The sequence below is a fragment of the Sandaracinobacteroides sp. A072 genome (assembly GCF_052616365.1).
Genome location: NZ_JBQXGU010000003.1, coordinates 96,171 through 115,589 on the forward strand (window position 1 = coordinate 96,171; position 19,419 = coordinate 115,589).

The window sequence follows — 19,419 nt, forward strand, 5'->3', positions numbered from 1 at the left end:
CGAAAATCTCCGGGCAGTAAGTCATCCGTTATGCTGGCGCTTGGCGCAAGTGGCGCTAAAAGGGTGATTCATGTGGCGCCTCCACCAGTTTCCCTTGTGCCCCTTTTCGCGCGCGGTCCGCTTTGCGCTGGCTGAAAAGGGTGTCCGGCACGAACTCGTGCTTGCCTACCCGTGGGAACGGGGGGAAACGCTGTCGCGCCTGAATCCCGCCATCCAGACGCCGGTCATGGAAAACGGCAGCCTTGTGCTGTGCGACAGCAGCGCCATCATCGAATATCTGGATGAAACGATCGAGCGCCCGCCGCTCATCGGCGGCAGCGCGGCCGAGCGGGCCGAGGCGCGGCGGCTTGGCGCCTGGTTCGCACAGCGCTTCTATGCCGAGGTGACCGCCCCCCTGCTTGCCGAGCGCATGTACAAGCGCGTCGTGCTGCGCGGCATGCCGGATGGAATCTCGATCCGCAACGCCAACAGGGCCGCCGAACTGCACCTGCAATATGTGGACGACCTGCTCGATGTGAACCGCTGGCTGGCCGGCCCGCTGTTCAGCATCGCCGACATCCACGCCGCCGCCCAGATTTCGGTTGCCGACTATCTCGGCGGGATCGACTGGCGCGGCCACCAGAGCGCCAAGATCTGGTATTCGGCCCTCAAGTCGCGCCCCTCCTTCCGGGCGCTCCTCGTCGACCGGATGGAAGGCATCCGGCCGCCGGCGGATTATGACAAGCTTGATTTCTGAGGCGCTGGCGGCCGAAGCCCGCAGGCTGGGTTTCGCTGCCTTCGGCATTGCACCGGCAGATGCCGCCCCGGAAACCGGCGCGCGGTTGCGCCAGTGGCTGGCCGGTGGCTGCCATGGCGACATGCTGTGGATGGAAGACACCGCCGACCGCCGCGCCAGCCCGAAGGGCCTGTGGCCCGAGGTGCGTTCGGTCGTGATGCTGGGCCTGCCCTATACGCCCGCCCTGCCGCCTTCGCGCAACCTCGCCCTGCCGGAACGGGCGACCATTTCCGTCTATGCGCTGGGGCGGGATTATCATGACGTGGTCAAGCCCCGGCTGAAGCAGCTGGCGAGCTGGCTGGCGCTGCGCACGGGCGAGGATGTGAAGGTCTTCGTGGATACGGCGCCTGTCATGGAAAAGCCGCTGGCCGAGGCGGCCGGCCTTGGATGGCAGGGCAAGCACAGCAATCTGCTCAGCCGCAGGCACGGCAACTGGCTGTTCCTCGGCGCCATCTACACGACGGCAGCACTTCCGCCGCTGGCCGATACGGGCGCGAAGGGCAGTTGCGGCAGCTGCACGGCCTGCATCACCGCCTGCCCCACCGGCGCCATCGTGGCGCCGGGGCGTGTCGATGCGCGGCTGTGCATTTCCTATCTCACCATCGAGCACAAGGGGCCGGTTCCCGAAGCGCTTCGCGGCAAACTCGGAAACCGCATCTATGGCTGCGACGACTGCCTCGACGCCTGTCCCTGGAACCGCTTTGCCCATGTGCCGGCGGATCCGGCCTTCAACCCGCGCGCCGAGCTGAGCGCGCCGCTTCTGGCCGATTTCCTGAAGCTCGACGATGCCGGGTTCAGGCAGGTGTTTTCCGGCTCGCCCATCAAGAGGATCGGGCGCGACCGATTCGTCCGCAACTGCCTCTATGCCGCCGGCAACAGCGGGCTGCCGGCCCTGCGCCCGGCAGTTCTGGCCCTTGTCGACGACCCGGCGCCCCTTGTGTCGGACGCCGCGCGCTGGGCGCTTGCCCGGCTGGGCTGAAACGCCGGGCCTCGGCCGGCCTCAGCCAGTGCCGCCAAGGGCGCGGCGCAGCGCTTCGGGCGATGGGCCATCATCGTCGCCAAAGCTCTGCAGCATCAGCACCACCGCACATCCACGGACGCGATCGACATGGAAAAGCGTGCCGGCAGCCCCGCCCCAGCCCCACAGGCCGGCCGGATCGCCCGTCTTTCCGGGCTCGGGGTCGAACAGCGTCACCCGCCCGCCGCTGGCATGGCCCTCGCCCGCAGCGCTCAGAACGCCGCCCTCGGTCTGGTTGGTCATCGCCATGCGCGCGTGGCCGGGCGCAAGCAGACGGCGCCCTTCGAACATGCCCTCGTTCAGCAGCATCTGGGCGAAACGGGCGTAATTTTCGGCCGAGGATATCAGCCCGGCCCCGCCGGCCAGCATCCGGGGCTGTGCGGCCCATTCGCTTTTCTCCGGCCCGTCGATCAGCACCGGCCGCTCCAGGGGCTTCATCGTCCGGGGATCGCGCCAGGCATAAAGGCCCGCCAGCCGCTCCATCTGGGCGGGGCGCAGCGCGAAGACCGTGTCTGCCATGCCGAGCGGGCGGAAGATCTGCCGTTCGAGCAGCCGGTCGAGGCTCTCGCCCGTCAGCCGTTCCAGCATCGCGCCCGCAACATCGAGCGCCACCGAATAGCGCCATGCAGCACCCGGTTCGGTCCGGAGCGGCAGCGTCGCCAGCCGCTCCATGTAGGTGCGCAGGTCCGGCGCCTCGGCATCGCCCTTCTGCATCAGAAGCCGGGACGACATGGGCAGTAGCCCGAGACGTCGATATTCCCGCTCCAGCGGACCATCGCCGCTGATGGTGTAACCGAAGCCTGCGGTGTGGGTCAGCAGGTGGCGCACGCGGATGGGGCGCGTGGCCGGGCGGGATTCCAGGCTGGTCTCAGGGTCCGTCAGCACCCGCATGGCCCGGAATTCCGGCATTATGTCGGCGATCGGCGTATCGAGCGCGAGCCTTCCATCGGCCACCATCTGCATCACCGCGATCCCGGTGATGGGCTTCGTCATGGAATAGATGCGCCACAGCGTATCGGGGCTGACAGGGCGCCCCCCTTCGAAAAGCGTGCGCCCGGCTGTCAGCCAGCGGGGGCGGAAGCGGCCCGGCTGCATCAGGCCGACGATCGCCCCCGGCACCTTGCCCCCGGCAACATAGCCATCGATCAGCGCCTGTACGGCTGCATGCCCGGCTTCCGGCGACCGCGCAGATACCGGGCCTTTCGCCGTGGCGGCCGCCACAACGCCTGCCGCCATGGCCTTCAGCAGGTCACGGCGGCCGGCCATCAGTGTCTTGCCTGTTGCTCCCATTGCGCCAGCACCCCTTCAAGTTCGTCGAACAGCGGCCCGATGCGGTCGAGATGCGGTCGCTCGGCTGTCAGGATCGCGCGGAAGATCCGCGCCTTCCACGGCCGCGGATCCACATCGGCATCCGGCACCGCGCTCAGCACGATGTCCACCAGCCGCTCTGCCGCGTGCAGCCTGCCCCACAGATAGTCGTTCTCGCGATAGGCGCGGCTGAAAAAGGCGGCAAAGGCGTTGAGCTGCCAGCCCTTCAGGCAGGCCCGCGTGCCGCCATCGCGCAAGGCGCCGGCATCGTCCGGGGAAATGCGGTCCACCTTCAGCTCCTCGAAGCCGCCATCGGCATCTTCCTGCATCAGCGGCAGGATGGCGATGTCATAGAAGGGAAAGCCAAGCCAGGAGCGGATGAGGTCGCGGCGCATGTCGCGGCCGAAGCCCTCGTCCGCGGCGGCCTCTACCAGGATTCGGTCCGCCTCGGCATCGAGCGCGGACAGGCCGAGCACGCCGGCCAGCCGGTCGATGGCCTGGCTGGTGGCAACGACCCGGGATTCCGGCTCCCGCGCCTGCAGCACCGCTTCGACCGCTTCGGAAAGGCCATCCCGGTCGGGAAGGGAGGCAAGACGCCGGCGCGCCTCGAACGGGCCTGTCACGAGATGCAGCCGGGCTTTCAGCCGCTCGGCCCGGTCGCGCTCGACAGGGTCCGATGTGGCGGCGATGCCCGCGGTCAGGTGGCGGAGGAAGAAGCGCAGGCGGCGCACGCGAAAGGCGATGTCCAGCTGACGCAACAGCCTCACATAACCGCAACTCTCGGGTTGGCGGCCCAAGGCCTCGTCATGGGCGTAGGCGCCGCGCGCGGCGGCGGCATCGCCAAGTGCGTCGCGCAGCTTGCCGCGCGCCTCGAACCCAAGGCCCGCCAGATCGCCCAGCATCTGCGCTGTATCGTCGAGCACGTTCCGCAGCTTCAGCTGGGCATAGGCGCCGAAGGCAAAACCGGCCTCGCGCGCGGCATCGGACTGGATGCGCGAGCGCGCCTTCGCCAGCCGCGCCGGGCTGACCGAAAAGAGGAAGAAGCTGCGCCCGATGGCGCGCTGGATGGCGGCTTCCACCGCCGGGTGCATCGCATCGGTCACGGTGCGCATCCGGCGGATTCGCGCCGACAGCGCGTTGATTGCTTCCAGGCTGTCGCGGATCGGCTGTTCACGCGGGATATCGGCCAGCGCGCGCAGTATGGCGGTGAAGAAACCCGGCTCCCGGCCCTCGAGCGCATCGACCACGCCGCCGATACCGGGCTTGGGGTCGATGTAGATGAAGCGGCGATCGACATCACGATGGGCCGGGCGGGTGCGCACGGCTGCGATCGCCGGGCCGAAGGGCGCATTGTTCAGGACCGATCCGTCGATCAGCTGCACCGCCTCGGGCGGGCGGTCGCTTTGCAGCTGCGCATCGATGAAGGCAGCGCGGCCAGGCCAGTCTTCCCCCTTCTTCGCCATCAGCCGGTCCACCTCGAGGATGGTGGCAGGCGGGAAGGCGCCGGGAAAGCTTGCCGTGGCGCGCGCGGCCAGCAACTGCTCGGGCCGCTGGCCGGCTGCCAAGCGCGGCGGCAGGATCATGCCATCGGCCTGGCCCGGCTCGCGGATGACGGCGGGCGAGGAAAAGGCGAACATGCGCCGGTGCTCGCGCTCCTGCACCGAAGCCGGGGAATGGATGGGAAGATCGGCCGAGACGCCCCAGTAATCGGTCACCGTCACATGCAGGTCGAGCGGCAGGCCCGGCGGAATGAGCGGCGGCCCGCGGTCCCCTGCGGCCATGGCGTCCATCGCCCTGTCGAGCATGGCGGTGAGCACATCGCCCGAGAAGGGCGGCTCGAACCAGCGGCTGCGCACGAACCCGGCGAGCTTCAGCGCGACTTCCGCCCGCACCTCGGGCACATCGACGGAGGCAAGGCTGCCGGACTTGCGCGCCGCATACCAGGCGACAGGCTCCTTGTAGAAGGCTGAAAGCCAGCGTGAGACGCCTTCGCGCGGGCGGGCCTCGGGGTCGAGCAGATTCTCGACATCGGCATCCACCAGCCACATCTCGCGCAGCGGCTCCATGTCATGGCCCAGGGTGATGGCGTTGGACAGCAGCACGGCGTTCAGCCCGCCAGCCGATGCCCCCGTCATCACATCGCATATGACGGCGAGATCGGTCGTCTGGCCGATGGCGTCGAGCAGGCCGCGCCAATGCGGCTCGCTGTCACCTTCGGCAGCATGGCCGGAGCGGCGCGCCTCGCTCGCCTTCAGAAGCTTCCACAGCTCCTTGGTGACGGCGTGCATGTAGACGGCAAGGCTGACCCCGCCATAGCAGATGATGGCGAAGCGCAGTTCCTTCTGGTGGATCATCCGCGCGCTCCGCAGGGGCGGCGGCCGGCCTCAGAAATCGGCGAGCACCTGGTCCGGCGGGCGATGGCCATCCGAAAAGACACGTATGTTGGTGATGACCTTCTCGCCCATGTCCTGCCGCCCCTCGAAGGTGGCGGAGCCCATGTGCGGCAGCAGCACGACATTCGGAAGCTCCAGAAGCTTGGGCGCGATGGCCGGCTCATGTTCATAGACATCGAGGCCGGCACCCGCGATCCCGCCGGTGGCAAGCGCGGCGACAAGGGCCGCCTCGTCGACCAGTGCGCCGCGTGCGGCGTTGATGAGATAGGCATGCGGCTGCATCAGCCGAAGCCGGGCAGCATTGATCATGTGCCGGGTTTCGGCGGTTTCGGGGCAGTTCAGGCTGACGATGTCGACACGCTCCAGCATGGCGTCGAGCGTTGGCCACCAGGTTGCCTCGAGGCTGTTTTCCACCGCCTTCGGCAGGCGATGGCGGTTATGATAATGGATCGACAGACCGAAGGCGCGCGCGCGCGCGGCCACCGCCTGGCCGATGCGGCCCATGCCCACGATGCCCAGCCGCTTTCCGGTGATGCGGTGCCCCAGCATGCCCGTGGGCGACCACCCCGGCCAGGCGCCCGAGCGGACGAGTTTTTCGCCTTCAGAAAGCCGGCGCGGAACAGACAGGATAAGGGCCATCACCATGTCGGCCGTATCGTCCGTGAGAACGCCGGGCGTGTTGGTGACGGTGATGCCACTGGCGCGGGCGGCGGAAAGATCGATGTGATCGACCCCGGTGCCGAAATTGGCGATGAGCTTCAGATCCGGCCCGGCCTCGCGGATGAGGGCTGCGTCGATTTCATCCGTCACCGTGGGGGCGAGCACGTCCGCCCTTTTCATCGCATCGGCAAGCTGCTCGCGCGTGAAGGGCGTGTCGGTGAAGTTCAGCTCCACGTCGAACAGCTCGGCCATGCGGGTTTCCACCGCCTGTGGCAGACGACGGGTGACGATGACTCGGAGCTTGCGGTCATATTTGTGGAAGCGTGTTGCCGGCATGGCGCCATCGTAGGCGGGCGGGCGCGGCGCTTGCAAGCCCGCGCGGAGCTTGGCAGGGAGCGACCATGCGCGCCAATCTGCATTTGCTCTGCCTCTTCCCGGCACTCGCCCTGCTTGCCCTGCCGGCCCCGGGCCTTGCCCAGGAAACGGGCGCGGCTGAAAAGGCCGCTGAACAGCAGCCCACCAACCAGCCCACCAACAAGGATGCGCTGAAATATCGCTCCGGCCTGCCGGTTCCGCGCTTTGCCTCGCTGCGGGCCAACCGTGCCTACATGCGCGCCGGGCCTGGCAAGCAATATCCCGTCATCTGGGTGTTCACCCGCCCCGGCGTGCCGCTTGAAGTGACGCAGGAATGGAATGTCTGGCGGCGCGTGCGCGACGCCGATGGCACCGAAGGCTGGATGGACCGCGCCATGCTGTCGACCGACCGCACCGTGCAGATCGTGCGGCAGACGCGCGACCTGCGCGCCCGCCCCGATCTCGGTGCACCCGTGGTCCTGCGGGCCGAAGCCGGTGTCTCGATGCGGGTGACGATGTGCGCCGATCGCTGGTGCCGCGTGGAAGGCCAGGGTCGCAGCGGCTATCTTCTTCGCGAACATGCCTTCGGCACCTACCCAGACGAACCGATCGGCTGACCGGGGCCGGGCGGGTTTCCATGAACACGGCCCTCATGCTTGCCGCCCTTGCGGCCGTGCTGCTGGCCGGGCTGTGCCTCATCCTCTTGCGGCGGATCCGGGCGCTGGAAGCGATGACCGGGCAGGACCAGCTGACGGGCATAGCCAACCGGCGGGCGCTGGAAGCCAGATGGGCCAGCAAGCCGGGCGCACGGGCGCTGATCCTCATCGATCTCGTCGGCTTCAAGGCCGTGAACGACACCCACGGCCACATTGTCGGCGATGCGCTGCTGCGACAGGTCGCCATCCGGCTCTCCGAAGCAATCGGCCCGTCCGGTTTTCTCGCACGCTGGGGCGGCGACGAGTTCGTGGCCCTCGTTCCCCGGCAGGAGGCCGAGGCAGCGCTTGAGCGGATCAGGGCCGCCGGCCTTTCAGGCTATGATCTGGGCGGCGGGCCGGTGCGCGTCCATGTCGGTGCGCGAACGGGCCTGTCGCCCGGCGCGCCCTCGCTGGAGGCGGCCCTTCTCGAAGCCGACCGCCTGCTTCTCGACACGCGCCAGGGAAACAGGCGCGGCGACATTGTGGAAGAAAGCGCGGAAGAAAGCGGTCACGCGGGCTGATCGGGGCCTGCAGCCCGCAGCAGCCCGGCAAGCGCCTCCCGAAACACCGGGCCGACCAGATCCTCGGCGATGAGCCCCGGCCCCAGCTGGCCGGCGACGGCGCCATGCAGAAAGACACCGGCCGCCGCTGCTTCAAACCCCTCCATGCCCTGCGCCAGGAAACCGGTGATGAAGCCAGCCAGCACATCGCCCGAACCGGCGGTTGCCAGCCAGGCGGGCGCATTGGCGTTGATGGCGGCCCGGCCATCCGGGGCGGCGATCACGCAATCGGCCCCCTTCAGCACCACCACGGCCCCGCTGGCCGCCGCCGCCTTGCGGGCGCGCTCCAGGCGGCTGCCCCCGCAATCCGGGAACAGGCGGGTGAATTCCCCCTCATGCGGGGTAAGGACGACAGGCCGTACCCGTGCGCGGACAAGCCCGGACAATGTGCCGGCCTGCCCGGCAAAGGCGGTCAGCGCATCAGCATCGAGCACCAGCGCCCGGCCGGCGCGCAGACCGGCTGCCGCTACCTGCCGCGCCGGGCTGCCGGCGCCCGGGCCGATGCAGGCGGCGCGGATGCGGGGGTTGTCGATGTGGCGCGCAAAGCCCTCGGCCTCCGCCTCGGCCAGCATCACCGCCGTCATGTGCGCGGCATGCACCATGAGCGCTGCGCGCGGCCCGACGAGGGTGACAGCCCCTGCCCCGGCCCGGAGCGCGCCCATGGCCGCCAGCCGCGAAGCGCCGGTCTGAAGCGCCGGGCCGGACCAGACAAGCGCCGCCCCGCGCGCATATTTGTGGCTCCCGGCTCCCGGCACAGCAATGGTCCAGAGGCCGGGGCCATTTTCCCACAGAATGGGTGCCTCCGGCGGTGGCAGGCCGATATCCGCCACGATCAGGCGGCCCGTTTGCAGCCGGCCCGGCAGAAGCAGATGGCCGGGCTTGGCGCAGTGAAAGCTGACGGTCTCTTCGGCATGGATCGAAACACCGGGGCTTTCGCCGCTGTCCGCATTCAGCCCCGAGGCGATGTCGACCGCCAGAACCGGGCGCCCGGCTGCATTCACCCGCTCGACAAGGCTTTGCGCCTCACCTTCCAGCGGGCGCGACAGGCCGATGCCGAACAGGGCGTCGATCACGAGATCATGGGCGGCGGGATCGGCTTCGGCAGCCGGGCGGCCCGGGCCATGCCAGGCGGCAGCCGCGCGGGCGGCATCGCCCGAGAGACGCCCGGGCGGAACCAGCTGCGCCACCTGCACCTGAAAGCCGCGCTCCGCCAGAAGGCGCGCCGCCACATGGCCGTCCCCGCCATTGTTGCCCGGCCCGGCCAACACGAGGATGGAGCCACCCGCCGGCGCCAGCCTGGCCGCGCGTTCCGCAACAGCGGCTGCCGCCACGCCCATCAGGGCAAAGCTGTCATGCCCGGCGGCAAACCAGCGGGCTTCGGCCGCGCGCATGGCATCTGCGGTCAGCAGGGGGCGGGCTGGCGACATCAGCCCTGCCTTTCCGCCGGGCATTTACGACCTTGCGGTTCATGGTGACGGCAGGCGCCGTCCAGGACACCCTCGTGCGGGGCACGGTTCGGCAGTGCGTCGCGGATGCCCATGGAATAATGCCCTCCGCCTGCCGTGATCGCCGCACGGCTGCCCCGCCGTCAAGAGCCCGCCGTCAAGAGCCCGTCGGCAGGCGGCCCAGGATCGAAAAGGCCATGAAAAAGCCCGTGGCGCATTGCGCCACGGGCCTTTCCTGTCTCTTGCGGGCCAGCCCTTGGCCGGCCCCATGCCAGCGGGCTCAGCCCTTCTTGGACATGCTTGCAAGGCCGCCGAAGCGCTTGTTGAAGCGCGCCACGCGACCGCCATCGGAAAGCTTGGCGGCGCCGCCGGTCCAGGCCGGGTGGCTCTTCGGGTCGATGTCGAGCGCCAGCGTGTCGCCTTCCTTGCCCCAGGTGGAGCGGGTCTCGAACACGGTGCCGTCGGTCATCTGGACCTTGATCATGTGATATTCGGGGTGGATGCCCTGCTTGGCCATGAAAATCTGTCCTTCGGTTACGGCTGGTTCCGACCAGCCTTGAAAGTGGCTGCGCCTAACCTTTTCGTCGTCATTGTGCAATGCCCCGCCCCATGTTGCTGCCATGATCGCGCGGAAAAAACGGTAAAGCCATGCGGCAGCGTCAACATGGCTGCCGGGCTTTCCCCGGCCTGCAATCAGCACTAGGTATAAAAAATGCCAGTCATCGGAACCGGGATCACGCCTGACACGGAAACGGACGCCAACCGCCGCGCGCTCGCGGCACAAGTGGCGGATTTGAAGGAAAAGGCGGCACGGATCGCTTCCGGGGGCCCTGAAGCTGCCCGCGCGCGGCATGTCGCGCGCGGCAAGCTGCTGCCGCGCGAGCGTGTGGAGCGTCTGCTCGATCCGGGCACGGCCTTCCTCGAAATCGGCCAGTTCGCCGCCCATGAAGTCTATGGCGAGGAGGTGCCGGCTGCCGGGCTGATCGCCGGCGTGGGCCAGGTCTCCGGCAGGTTGTCGATGATCATCGCCAACGACCCGACGGTGAAGGGCGGCAGCTATTATCCGCTGACGGTGAAGAAGCATCTGCGGGCGCAGGAAATCGCGGCGCAGAATCGCCTGCCATGCATCTATCTGGTCGATTCGGGCGGCGCCAACCTGCCCCGCCAGGATGAAGTCTTCCCCGACCGCGACCATTTCGGCCGGATCTTCTTCAACCAGGCCAACATGTCGGCCGAGGGGATCGCCCAGATCGCCGCCGTTCTCGGCAGTTGCACGGCCGGCGGCGCCTATGTGCCTGCCATGGCCGATCAGTCGATCATCGTCCGCAACCAGGGCACCATCTTCCTCGGCGGGCCGCCGTTGGTGAAGGCGGCAACAGGCGAGGAGGTTTCCGCCGAGGATCTGGGCGGCGGCGATGTGCACGCCCGCATATCCGGCGTGGCCGACCATCTCGCCGAGGATGACGCCCATGCGCTGGCCCTCGTGCGCGCGGCGATGGAAACGGTGCCGCCTGGCCTTGAGCCGCGGCGCGCGCCTGTCGAGCCGCCGCGCTTTCCGGCCGAGGATCTCCATGCGCTCGTTCCCGTCGATCCGCGGCATCCGGTCGATGTGCACGAGATCATCGCCCGCATCGTCGATGGCAGCCGGTTCGAACCCTTCAAGCCGCTTTTCGGCGCAACCCTCGTGACAGGCTTTGCCCGGATCGAAGGGCTGGATGTCGGGATCATCGCCAACAACGGCATCCTCTTTTCGGAATCCGCCCAGAAAGGCGCGCATTTCATCCAGCTCTGCTGCCAGCGCCGCATACCGCTCCTGTTCCTGCAGAACATCTCGGGCTTCATGGTGGGCCGCAGCTACGAGAATGAAGGCATCGCCAAGCATGGCGCCAAGCTGGTGACGGCGGTGGCGACGGCATCGGTTCCCAAGATCACCCTGGTCATCGGCGGCAGCTTCGGCGCCGGCAACTATGGGATGTGCGGCCGCGCCTATTCGCCCCGCTTCCTGTGGATGTGGCCAAACGCCCGCATCGGGGTGATGGGTGGCGAGCAGGCAGCCAGCGTGCTCGCCACCGTGAAATCCGGCGGATTTTCAAGCCGTGCCGAAGAAGAAGCCTTCAAGGCGCCGATCCGTGAGCAATATGAACGGCAGGGCAACCCCTATTATGCCAGCGCCCGCCTGTGGGACGATGGCATCATCGCCCCCGAGGACACCCGCCGCGTCGTCGGGCTGAGCCTCGCCACCGCCCTCAACGCTCCCATTGCCGAAACGCGCTTCGGCCTCTTCAGGATGTAGTCATGCTGGTCACCGAACTCGACAACCGTGGTCTTGCGCGGGTCATCCTGGACCGTCCGGAAAAGCACAATGCCTTCGACGCGGCGATGATCGCGTCGCTGACGGCCACCTTCAAGACGCTAGGCGCCGATCCGCAGGTGCGGGCGGTGCTGCTTGCCGGCAACGGGCCGAGCTTCTGCGCCGGGGCCGATGCCGGGTGGATGCGCGACTCGGCCGATCTTTCCGTTTCGGAAAACCGGGCCGACGCCCTCCATCTGTCCGACATGCTCTGGACCATCGACCGCTGCCCGAAGCCGGTGATCGCCATCGCGCATGGCAATATATTCGGCGGTGGCGTCGGCCTTGTCGCCTGCGCCGACATGGTGATCTGCCGCAGTGATGCGCGCTTCCGCCTGTCTGAAGTGCGGCTCGGCCTCATCCCGGCCACCATCGCGCCCTTCGTGATGTGGAAGATGTGCCCTTCGGCCGCGCGCCGATATTTCATCACCGCCGAGGATTTCGGCCCGGAAGAAGCGCAGTCGATGCGCCTTGTCCATATCGTGAGCGACACGCCCGAGGAACAGGTCGACCGCTGGCACGAGGCCATCCTCCTCGGCGCACCGGGCGCCATCGCGGAAGCCAAGGCTCTTGTCCGCGACGTGACCGGACGCCCCATCAACGCCACGCTTCGCGCGCGCACGGCGGACCGCATCGCCGACAGGCGCGCCAGCGCCGAGGGGCAGGAAGGGCTGAAGGCCTTCATCGAACGCCGCAAGCCGGCCTGGGTTCCGGAATGAGGGCGCGGGCATGAAGAAGATCCTGATCGCCAACCGGGGCGAGATCGCCTGCCGAATCATCCGCACGGCGCGGCGCATGGGCATTGCGACCGTCGCCGTCCATTCCGAAGCCGATGCCATGGCGCCGCATGTGCGCATGGCCGATGAAGCCATCGCCATCGGCCCGGCGCCGGCCGCGGAAAGCTACCTCCGGATGGACCGCATCCTGCAGGCTGCGAAGGACAGCGGGGCCGACGCCATCCACCCCGGCTATGGCTTCCTCTCGGAAAATGCCGCGTTTGCCGAAGCCGTTCGCGCCGCCGGTCTGGTCTTCATCGGCCCGTCGGACCAGGCAATCCGCGTCATGGGCCTGAAGGACAGCGCCAAGACCCGCATGAAGGCCGCCGGCGTTCCGGTGACGCCGGGCTACATGGGTGAGGACCAGTCGCTCGTCCGGCTCGAGCGCATGGCCGAGCTGATCGGCTATCCGCTTCTCATCAAGGCGGTGGCTGGCGGCGGCGGCAAGGGCATGCGCCCGGTGGAAAACAGGGCCGGCTTCACCGAAGCCCTGCTCGCCGCCAAGCGCGAGGCGCAGGCCGCCTTCGGCAATGACGGTGTGATGCTCGAGCGCCTCATCCGCCGGCCACGCCATGTCGAGGTGCAGATCTTCGCCGACAGCCACGGCAACATCCTCCACCTCTTCGAGCGGGACTGTTCGCTCCAGCGCCGCCACCAGAAGGTGATCGAGGAAGCGCCCGCCCCGGGCCTCTCGGACGAGCTGCGCCACATCCTCGGCGTTGCCGCCGTCACTGCCGGCCATGCCATCGGCTATGAAAATGCCGGCACGGTCGAGTTCATCCTCGACATGGACGACTGCGACGAGAGCGGCGACCCGAAATTCTACTTCATGGAAATGAACACCCGCCTGCAGGTGGAACACCCCGTGACCGAAATGATCACGGGCCTCGACCTTGTCGAATGGCAGATCAGGGTGGCGCGGGGCGAAATGCTGCCGCTGATGCAGGATGCGATCGAATGCCGGGGCCATGCAGTGGAAGCCCGGCTTTACGCCGAGAATCCGGACCGCGGCTTCCTGCCCTCGACCGGCACAATTGCAAAACTCGGCTTCCCGGAAGGCGTGCGCATCGACACCGGGGTCGAGGCCGGTTCCGAAGTGACGGTCCATTACGACCCGATGATCGCCAAGATCATCGCCCATGCCCCCACCCGCGCGGAAGCGCTGACAAGGCTGGTGGACGCGCTCGACCGCGTGGAGCTGGAAGGCCCGGCGAGCAACAGGGGTTTTCTCGCGCGGCTGGCGGCGCACCCGGACTTCCGCGCCGGCGCCATCGACACCGGCTTCATCGCGCGCAACGAAGCCACGCTCTTCGACCGGCCGCCACCGCCGCCGGGCGTCGTGGCGGCGGCGGCGGCCCGGCTGCTGCCGGGCACGGCCAGCGGCGCCACCGGCTTCGCACGGCCCTTTCGCCTGAACCTGCCCGCCGCATCGCACTTTGCCCTGTGGGCCGAAAGCGAAACCGGCAGCGGGACCGAACAGCGGATCGTGGCGGGAGACAATGGCCTCTTCGTGAACGGCGATGGCCCGTTTACGCCCGATCCGCGCGCTGTGATCCTGCCCTGCCCCCATGGCGTGGAGGCGCGGCGCGAAGGCGCAAGCTGGCGCTTCCTCGACCATGACCCCGCCTGGGAAGGCCATAGCGCCGCCGGCCCCGCCGATGGCGCCATCGCAGCCCCCATGCCGGGCAAGGTCATCAGCCTGCACGTCAGGCCCGGCGACAAGGTCGCAGCCGGAGACAGGCTGCTGGTGCTGGAAGCAATGAAGATGGAACACCGGCTGACCGCCCCCTTCGACGGCCAGGTCGAGGGCGTGGCCGTTGCCGCCGGTGCACAGGTCAGTGAAGGAACCCTGCTCGTGAGCCTGAAGAAAGCGGAGGCCGAATGACCATTCCCATGCTTGGCTTCGATCATGGCGAAACCATCGCCATGCTGCGTGACAGCGTGCGCGCCTTTGCCGATGCGGAAATCGCGCCGCGGGCTGCCGAGATCGACCGGACGAACAGCTTCCCGCGCGATCTCTGGCCGAAGCTCGGCGCGCTGGGGCTGCATGGAATCACCGTGCCCGAAGCCGATGGCGGCGCGGGGCTGGGCTATCTCGCCCATGTGATTGCGGTCGAGGAAATCTCGCGTGCCTCCGCCTCGGTCGGGCTGAGCTATGGCGCCCATTCCAACCTGTGCATCAACCAGATCGCCCGCTGGGGCACAGAGGCCCAGAAGGCGCGCTATCTGCCGAAGCTGATTTCGGGCGAGCATGTCGGCAGCCTCGCCATGTCGGAGCCGGGCGCCGGGTCCGATGTCGTCTCGATGCGGCTGAGGGCCGAAAAGCGCGGCGACCGTTATGTCCTCAATGGCAACAAATTCTGGATCACCAACGGACCGCACGCCGATACGCTGGTCGTCTATGCCAAAACCGACCCCCAGGCCGGGCCGCGCGGCATCACCGCCTTCCTGATCGAGCGCGGCATGGACGGTTTCTCGACCGCACCCAAGCTCGACAAGCTGGGCATGCGCGGCTCCGACACGTGCGAACTGGTCTTCGCGGATTGCGTCGTTCCCGCAGCCAATATCCTGGGCACAGAGGGGCGCGGGGTCGAGGTGCTGATGTCCGGCCTCGATTACGAGCGCGTTGTGCTGTGCGGCGGCCCGCTGGGCATCATGCAGGCCTGCCTCGACATCGTGATGCCCTATGTCCATGATCGGGAACAGTTCGGCCAGCCGATCGGCACCTTCCAGCTGATGCAGGGCAAGATCGCGGACATGTATGTCGCCCTCAGCACCGCGCGTGCCTATGTCTATGCCGTGGCGCAGGCCTGCGACCGGGGCGAGACCGCCCGCAAGGATGCCGCCGCCGCCATCCTCTATTCCGCGGAGAAGGCGACCTGGATGGCGCTGGAGGCGATCCAGGCGCTGGGCGGCAATGGCTATATCAATGATTATCCGACCGGGCGGCTGCTGCGGGATGCCAAGCTCTACGAGATCGGCGCAGGCACATCCGAAATCCGGCGCTATCTGATCGGCCGGGAGATGTTCACGCAAACAGCCTGACGCCCGCCCGGCCCGCTTCATCGGGCAGGCACGGAACGAGCCTTCCTGATCCCCGTTGCTGTCATGGCTGACCCGTTGCTGCAACGGATCTGCCCCGGAACTGCAACAAGGCGCGTGTAGTGACACGGGCCGAAGGAGGCCTTCGTCCCCCATGGTTGAACTGTTGCCCGAAGCACTGCGCCTGCTGTGGCTGAGCCTTGAGCCGCGCATGGAATGGGCCGTCGGCGCCCTTGTGTTGCTGACGCTTCTGGCGCGCAGTTCCCGGCGCATGAGCCGCAGACGGACAGATTAGGCCAGACCTGTTTTTGCGGGGCGGATTGGGCGGCCGGCCCAAAGGGGCCTTTCACACATGCCTACGCGAAAAGGCCCGGCATAGTGGCCGGGCCTTATCACATCGGGCTTCTGTGCTTGACGAAGGGCTCACCCTCAGGCTGGCGGGTCCGCCATCATGGCGGTGAAGCGGGCCTGCGCGGCCACTTCACCATTGACAAGGGCCTGCCCCTCGAACTTGCAGACACTGGCGCGTCGCTGCACGAACTTCACATCGAGGCAAAGCAGGCACCCCGGCTCGACCGGCTTGCGGAACTTCGCATCCTCGATCGCCATGAAATAGACGAGCTTCCCGATACCTTCGTCCCCAAGGCTTTCCAGCGCGAGAACGCCGGCCGCCTGGGCCAGCGCCTCAACGATCAGAACGCCCGGCATGATCGGGCGCCCCGGAAAATGGCCCTGGAAGAAGGGTTCGTTGATACTCACCGCCTTGATGGCGGCAATCCGCTCACCCTCAACCAGCTCCTCGACGCGATCGACGAGAAGCATGGGATAACGGTGCGGAAGCCGCGCCATCACCGCGCGAATGTCCATGGCAGAGCCTTCCCTGACCTGTGCAGCGCGGCTTAGCGGCGCGGCTGCTGGGCAGGCTGGGCCGGCGGCGTGATGGATACGCGCGGCAGGCTGGTGTTCAGCCGGGTGATCACGTCGTTCGTGACATCGAGCGAAGAGCTGTGCTGCAGCGTTGCCCCCTGCGCCAGCGCGATGGACGCGCCACGCTCGCGCATCACCGTCGTGATGATCGGGTTGGCGGCATCGGTGATCTGCTTGATCACATATTGGCGCGAACGCTGGATGTCGCCCTCGAGGCGGCCCAGTTCCTGCTGCGCCTGTTGCTGCTTCTCACCGAAGGCCTTGGCGCGCGCTTCGAGCGCGGCGCCGGCGAGGCTCTTGTTGGCCTGGCCGGCCTGGATCGCATCGGCATCGGTCTTCAGCTGGTTCTGAAGCGTCGTCGCGCGGCTCTGGAGACCAGTGATCTTGGCCTGGATGTCGGTGCCGGCCTGCTTGCCGGCCGCGCTTTCATTCACGATCCGGTCCATGTCGACAATCACGATCACCGCCGGCGACAGCTGCTGCGCCACGACCGGAGCGGGGGCCACGGCCATGGCGAGCAGCAGGGCGGCGGAGACGGACTTGAATAGCATGTGCATCAGAATTGCGTTCCCACATTGAACTGGAAGATTTGCGTATCGTCGCCTTCGACCTTCTTGAGGGCTTTCGCAAGGTCGAAGCGGAACGGTCCGAAGGGAGAATTCCACGACACACCGATTCCGACCGAGATACGGGGCGAGGATGAATCCCCGAAGGCGAATTCCTTGAAGCCGTTGATGGATTGGACCAGCTGCGTGCCATCCTCGCCGAGGATCGGGTTGCCATCGGCGTCGACCAGCGGAATCTGCTGGTTCGGCTGGTCGATGAGGTCAGGCTGCTTCACGCTCCACAGGGCGCCGATGTCCATGAAGATGGAGGGGCGCAGGCCAAGCTCGCGCCCGCCCGAACCAAGCGGCACCTCGACCTCGACACGGCCGAGATAATAGTTCTTGCCGCCGATGGAATCGTCGAACCAGGTGTCCTTGTCCTCGATGATGGTGCCGTCGCCGGCGCGCGGCTTGCGGATGATGCGCGGGCCGACACCGCGGATGCCGAAGCCGCGCATGCGCGGTTCGCCAAGGTAGAAACGGTCCGTCAGGCGGATGTCGTCGCCCAGGCCCATGATGTTTCCGGCCTCGCCGCCGATGTTGAGGATGAATCCGGCGGGCAGGCGGAAATAGCGGTCGTAATTGACGCGTGAGCGCAGATATTTGACCGTGCCGCCAAGCCCGGCGACATCCTGGTTCAGGATCAGCCGCTGGCCACGGCTCGGTCGCAGGCGGTTGTCGAGCGAATCATAGACGATGCTGTAGCCAAGCGCCGAGGTTGTATAGTTGCCCAGTGCGTCGCACAGGAAACGCCCGGCCTTCAGCGGATCGCATTCGCCATTGGTGAAGAACAGGGCCTCGTCGAGGCCGACGTCATCGACAGTCAGACCGTAGCGCAATTGCGCTGACCAGAATTCGGTGATCGCCGTACCCACGCGAAGCTGGAAACCTGTGGTCAGCTGCTCGTAGGTGGTTTCGCGGTCATTGTTGAGACCATAGCGGAAGCTGTTGTAATCCCGCCGGAAGACATCGAAGCCAAGAGCGAGGTTACGCCCGAAGAGATAAGGCTCGGTGAAGCCCGCCTCGACTGAACGGGAATAGGAGCTGATGTTGGCCGAAAGCCGCAACTGCTGCGCCCGGCCCCGGAAGTTCCGCTCCTCGATGGAGAAGCTGAAGATGAACCGCTCGAGGCTGGAGAAGCCGGCCGACAGCTGGAGCGAGCCGGTCGGCCGCTCCTCGACATCGACCTGCAGGGCCACCTTGTCGGGCGCGGTGCCGGGCGCCTGCTTCACTTCCAGCTTTTCCTGGAAGAAGCCGAGGCTCTGGATACGGTCGCGCGAACGCTTCACCTTCACCGAACTGAAGGCATCGCCCTCGGCAAGGCGGAATTCGCGCCGGATCACTTCGTCGCGGGTGCGGGTGTTGCCGTTGATGGTGACGGATTCGACATAGACGCGCGGCGTTTCATTCACCACGAAGGTGATGTTCATCTCGCGCTTGTCCTTGTCGCGCTCGAAGCTGGGGCGCACGTCGGCAAAGGCATAGCCGAGAAGGCCGACGGCCTCGGTCAGGCCGTCGATGGTGTCTTCCACCTGCTTGGCGTTGTACCAGTCCCCCGACTTCATCGGCAGCAGGCGCTTGAAACTGTCCGCCTTGATGTCGCGAAGCTGGCTTTCCAGTTCCACCTCGCCGAAGCGGTAACGCTCCCCCTCTTCGATGACATAGGTCACGATGAAGTCGCGCCGGTCCGGCGTCAGCTCGGCAACCGAGGAGACGACACGGAAATCGGCATAGCCCTCGGTCAGGTAGAACTGGCGCAGCTTCTGCTGGTCGAAGGCAAGGCGGTCCGGATCATAGGTGTCGTTCGAGCTGAAGATACGCAGCGGCCGCGCCTGCCGCGTGACCATCTCGTCGCGCAGGTCGCCATCGGAATATTTTTCATTGCCCAGGATGTTGATCTGGCGAACCTTGGATTTCGGCCCTTCGGCAATCTCGAACACGAGGTCCACGCGGTTCTGTTCGAGCTGCACGATCTTCGGCTCGACACGGGCGGCGAACCGGCCGGAACGGCGATAGAGTTCCAGGATGCGCGTGACATCGGCGCGGGCGCGCGAACGGGTGAAGATCTGGCGGGGTGCGACCTTGATCTCCTCGCGGATCTTGTCCTCCTTGATCCGCTTGGAGCCTTCGATGATCACACGGTTGATGACAGGGTTTTCCTGCACCTCGAGGGTGATGTTGCCATCCCCGTCATCGCGGATCTTCACATCGGCGAAGAGTTCGGTCTCGAACAGATCCTTCAGGGCGCGGTCGAGGCGGACGCGATCATAGGTCTCGCCGGGCTTCAGATCGACGTAGGAGCGTACCGTCTCGGCCTCGAGACGCTCATTGCCCTCGACGCCAATGCCGCGGATGATCCGCGGCGGCTGCGGCGCCACAACCGGCGGAACCGGCTGCGCGGAGGCCGCGACGGGCGAAGATGTCGGGGCCGTCTGGGCGGCCGCCGGTGCCAGCGCGAGCGGAGCAGCACCCAGAAGAAGTGCTGCCAGCCTGCAAGCCCGGGGGATCATG

Annotated in this window: 17 protein-coding genes; 9 read left to right on the top strand and 8 right to left on the bottom strand. The window is 67.1% G+C overall.

Features of this window, described 5'->3' with window-relative positions:
• Positions 1-70 precede the first annotated feature (70 nt).
• Together ACUJ46_RS09445 and queG are read left to right on the top strand one after the other, a co-directional pair.
• The gene (locus ACUJ46_RS09445; RefSeq protein ID WP_445390233.1) at positions 71-736 is read left to right on the top strand and encodes a glutathione S-transferase family protein; all 666 of its coding nucleotides are present in this window, start codon (positions 71-73) and stop codon (positions 734-736) included.
• Positions 717-1,754 (top strand): tRNA epoxyqueuosine(34) reductase QueG, encoded by a 1,038-nt coding sequence (gene queG, locus ACUJ46_RS09450; protein ID WP_445390234.1) that lies wholly within the window; start codon positions 717-719, stop codon positions 1,752-1,754. Before ACUJ46_RS09445 ends, queG begins: the two co-directional genes overlap by 20 nt.
• 21 nt (positions 1,755-1,775) lie before the next feature.
• On the opposite strand, the gene ACUJ46_RS09455 is transcribed toward queG, so the two are convergent.
• Genes ACUJ46_RS09455 through ACUJ46_RS09465 form a run of 3 tightly spaced genes read right to left on the bottom strand, consistent with a single transcriptional unit; the run spans position 1,776 to position 6,490 of the window.
• Complete coding sequence (locus tag ACUJ46_RS09455; protein WP_445390235.1) at positions 1,776-3,083, bottom strand: serine hydrolase domain-containing protein; 1,308 nt, start codon at positions 3,081-3,083, stop codon at positions 1,776-1,778.
• Complete coding sequence (locus ACUJ46_RS09460) at positions 3,059-5,455, bottom strand: patatin-like protein (RefSeq protein ID WP_445390236.1); 2,397 nt, start codon at positions 5,453-5,455, stop codon at positions 3,059-3,061. Before ACUJ46_RS09460 ends, ACUJ46_RS09455 begins: the two co-directional genes overlap by 25 nt.
• Before the next feature lie 30 nt (positions 5,456-5,485).
• The gene (locus ACUJ46_RS09465; protein WP_445390237.1) at positions 5,486-6,490 is read right to left on the bottom strand and encodes a 2-hydroxyacid dehydrogenase; all 1,005 of its coding nucleotides are present in this window, start codon (positions 6,488-6,490) and stop codon (positions 5,486-5,488) included.
• Positions 6,491-6,555: 65 nt separating this feature from the next.
• Here ACUJ46_RS09465 and ACUJ46_RS09470 point away from each other — a divergent pair, with 65 nt between their 5' ends.
• Both ACUJ46_RS09470 and ACUJ46_RS09475 read left to right on the top strand, forming a co-directional pair.
• Complete coding sequence (locus tag ACUJ46_RS09470; protein ID WP_445390238.1) at positions 6,556-7,125, top strand: SH3 domain-containing protein; 570 nt, start codon at positions 6,556-6,558, stop codon at positions 7,123-7,125.
• 20 nt (positions 7,126-7,145) lie between these two features.
• Positions 7,146-7,724, top strand: a complete 579-nt coding sequence (locus tag ACUJ46_RS09475) for a GGDEF domain-containing protein (RefSeq protein WP_445390239.1) — start codon at positions 7,146-7,148, stop codon at positions 7,722-7,724.
• Here ACUJ46_RS09475 and ACUJ46_RS09480 read toward each other — a convergent pair.
• On the bottom strand, positions 7,712-9,190 hold the full coding sequence (locus ACUJ46_RS09480) for an NAD(P)H-hydrate dehydratase (RefSeq protein ID WP_445390240.1): 1,479 nt from the start codon (positions 9,188-9,190) through the stop codon (positions 7,712-7,714). The genes ACUJ46_RS09475 and ACUJ46_RS09480 overlap by 13 nt on opposite strands.
• 298 nt (positions 9,191-9,488) lie before the next feature.
• Positions 9,489-9,725, bottom strand: coding sequence for a 50S ribosomal protein L31 (gene rpmE / locus ACUJ46_RS09485; protein ID WP_445390241.1), 237 nt, complete (start codon positions 9,723-9,725; stop codon positions 9,489-9,491).
• A 195-nt stretch (positions 9,726-9,920) separates the two neighbouring features.
• Between rpmE and ACUJ46_RS09490 the strand changes: the two genes are divergently transcribed.
• The 5 genes from ACUJ46_RS09490 (at position 9,921) to ACUJ46_RS09510 (ending at position 15,671) form a co-directional block, all read left to right on the top strand.
• Positions 9,921-11,501 (top strand): carboxyl transferase domain-containing protein, encoded by a 1,581-nt coding sequence (locus tag ACUJ46_RS09490; protein WP_445390242.1) that lies wholly within the window; start codon positions 9,921-9,923, stop codon positions 11,499-11,501.
• Positions 11,502-11,503: 2 nt separating this feature from the next.
• Positions 11,504-12,277: an enoyl-CoA hydratase-related protein gene (locus ACUJ46_RS09495; protein ID WP_445390243.1), complete on the top strand. Its 774-nt coding sequence runs from the start codon at positions 11,504-11,506 to the stop codon at positions 12,275-12,277.
• Between the two features lie 10 nt (positions 12,278-12,287).
• Positions 12,288-14,219: an acetyl/propionyl/methylcrotonyl-CoA carboxylase subunit alpha gene (locus ACUJ46_RS09500; protein ID WP_445390244.1), complete on the top strand. Its 1,932-nt coding sequence runs from the start codon at positions 12,288-12,290 to the stop codon at positions 14,217-14,219.
• On the top strand, positions 14,216-15,379 hold the full coding sequence (locus tag ACUJ46_RS09505; RefSeq protein WP_445390245.1) for an isovaleryl-CoA dehydrogenase: 1,164 nt from the start codon (positions 14,216-14,218) through the stop codon (positions 15,377-15,379). Before ACUJ46_RS09500 ends, ACUJ46_RS09505 begins: the two co-directional genes overlap by 4 nt.
• A gap of 151 nt (positions 15,380-15,530) precedes the next feature.
• Positions 15,531-15,671 (top strand): hypothetical protein, encoded by a 141-nt coding sequence (locus tag ACUJ46_RS09510; protein WP_445390246.1) that lies wholly within the window; start codon positions 15,531-15,533, stop codon positions 15,669-15,671.
• Positions 15,672-15,805: 134 nt separating this feature from the next.
• On the opposite strand, the gene fabZ is transcribed toward ACUJ46_RS09510, so the two are convergent.
• From fabZ to bamA, 3 genes are read right to left on the bottom strand one after another with little or no spacing between them, the layout of a single operon-like run.
• Positions 15,806-16,243: a 3-hydroxyacyl-ACP dehydratase FabZ gene (gene fabZ, locus ACUJ46_RS09515; RefSeq protein WP_445390247.1), complete on the bottom strand. Its 438-nt coding sequence runs from the start codon at positions 16,241-16,243 to the stop codon at positions 15,806-15,808.
• 32 nt (positions 16,244-16,275) lie between these two features.
• Positions 16,276-16,860: an OmpH family outer membrane protein gene (locus ACUJ46_RS09520; RefSeq protein ID WP_445390248.1), complete on the bottom strand. Its 585-nt coding sequence runs from the start codon at positions 16,858-16,860 to the stop codon at positions 16,276-16,278.
• Positions 16,860-19,418 carry an outer membrane protein assembly factor BamA gene (bamA, locus tag ACUJ46_RS09525; protein ID WP_445390249.1) on the bottom strand — a complete coding sequence of 853 codons (2,559 nt, stop codon included), beginning with the start codon at positions 19,416-19,418 and terminating at the stop codon, positions 16,860-16,862. The genes ACUJ46_RS09520 and bamA overlap by 1 nt, the downstream gene beginning before the upstream one ends.
• Position 19,419 lies beyond the last annotated feature (1 nt).

What these genes read in the sequence shown, in the direction of transcription:
- ACUJ46_RS09445 (WP_445390233.1), top strand. Translation starts at nt 71, where the DNA reads ATGTGGCGCCTCCACCAGTTTCCCTTGTGCCCCTTTTCGCGCGCGGTC.
- queG (WP_445390234.1), top strand. Translation starts at nt 717, where the DNA reads ATGACAAGCTTGATTTCTGAGGCGCTGGCGGCCGAAGCCCGCAGGCTG.
- ACUJ46_RS09455 (WP_445390235.1), bottom strand. Translation starts at nt 3,083, where the DNA reads ATGGGAGCAACAGGCAAGACACTGATGGCCGGCCGCCGTGACCTGCTG.
- ACUJ46_RS09460 (WP_445390236.1), bottom strand. Translation starts at nt 5,455, where the DNA reads ATGATCCACCAGAAGGAACTGCGCTTCGCCATCATCTGCTATGGCGGG.
- ACUJ46_RS09465 (WP_445390237.1), bottom strand. Translation starts at nt 6,490, where the DNA reads ATGCCGGCAACACGCTTCCACAAATATGACCGCAAGCTCCGAGTCATC.
- ACUJ46_RS09470 (WP_445390238.1), top strand. Translation starts at nt 6,556, where the DNA reads ATGCGCGCCAATCTGCATTTGCTCTGCCTCTTCCCGGCACTCGCCCTG.
- ACUJ46_RS09475 (WP_445390239.1), top strand. Translation starts at nt 7,146, where the DNA reads ATGAACACGGCCCTCATGCTTGCCGCCCTTGCGGCCGTGCTGCTGGCC.
- ACUJ46_RS09480 (WP_445390240.1), bottom strand. Translation starts at nt 9,190, where the DNA reads ATGTCGCCAGCCCGCCCCCTGCTGACCGCAGATGCCATGCGCGCGGCC.
- rpmE (WP_445390241.1), bottom strand. Translation starts at nt 9,725, where the DNA reads ATGGCCAAGCAGGGCATCCACCCCGAATATCACATGATCAAGGTCCAG.
- ACUJ46_RS09490 (WP_445390242.1), top strand. Translation starts at nt 9,921, where the DNA reads ATGCCAGTCATCGGAACCGGGATCACGCCTGACACGGAAACGGACGCC.
- ACUJ46_RS09495 (WP_445390243.1), top strand. Translation starts at nt 11,504, where the DNA reads ATGCTGGTCACCGAACTCGACAACCGTGGTCTTGCGCGGGTCATCCTG.
- ACUJ46_RS09500 (WP_445390244.1), top strand. Translation starts at nt 12,288, where the DNA reads ATGAAGAAGATCCTGATCGCCAACCGGGGCGAGATCGCCTGCCGAATC.
- ACUJ46_RS09505 (WP_445390245.1), top strand. Translation starts at nt 14,216, where the DNA reads ATGACCATTCCCATGCTTGGCTTCGATCATGGCGAAACCATCGCCATG.
- ACUJ46_RS09510 (WP_445390246.1), top strand. Translation starts at nt 15,531, where the DNA reads ATGGTTGAACTGTTGCCCGAAGCACTGCGCCTGCTGTGGCTGAGCCTT.
- fabZ (WP_445390247.1), bottom strand. Translation starts at nt 16,243, where the DNA reads ATGGACATTCGCGCGGTGATGGCGCGGCTTCCGCACCGTTATCCCATG.
- ACUJ46_RS09520 (WP_445390248.1), bottom strand. Translation starts at nt 16,860, where the DNA reads ATGCACATGCTATTCAAGTCCGTCTCCGCCGCCCTGCTGCTCGCCATG.
- bamA (WP_445390249.1), bottom strand. Translation starts at nt 19,418, where the DNA reads ATGATCCCCCGGGCTTGCAGGCTGGCAGCACTTCTTCTGGGTGCTGCT.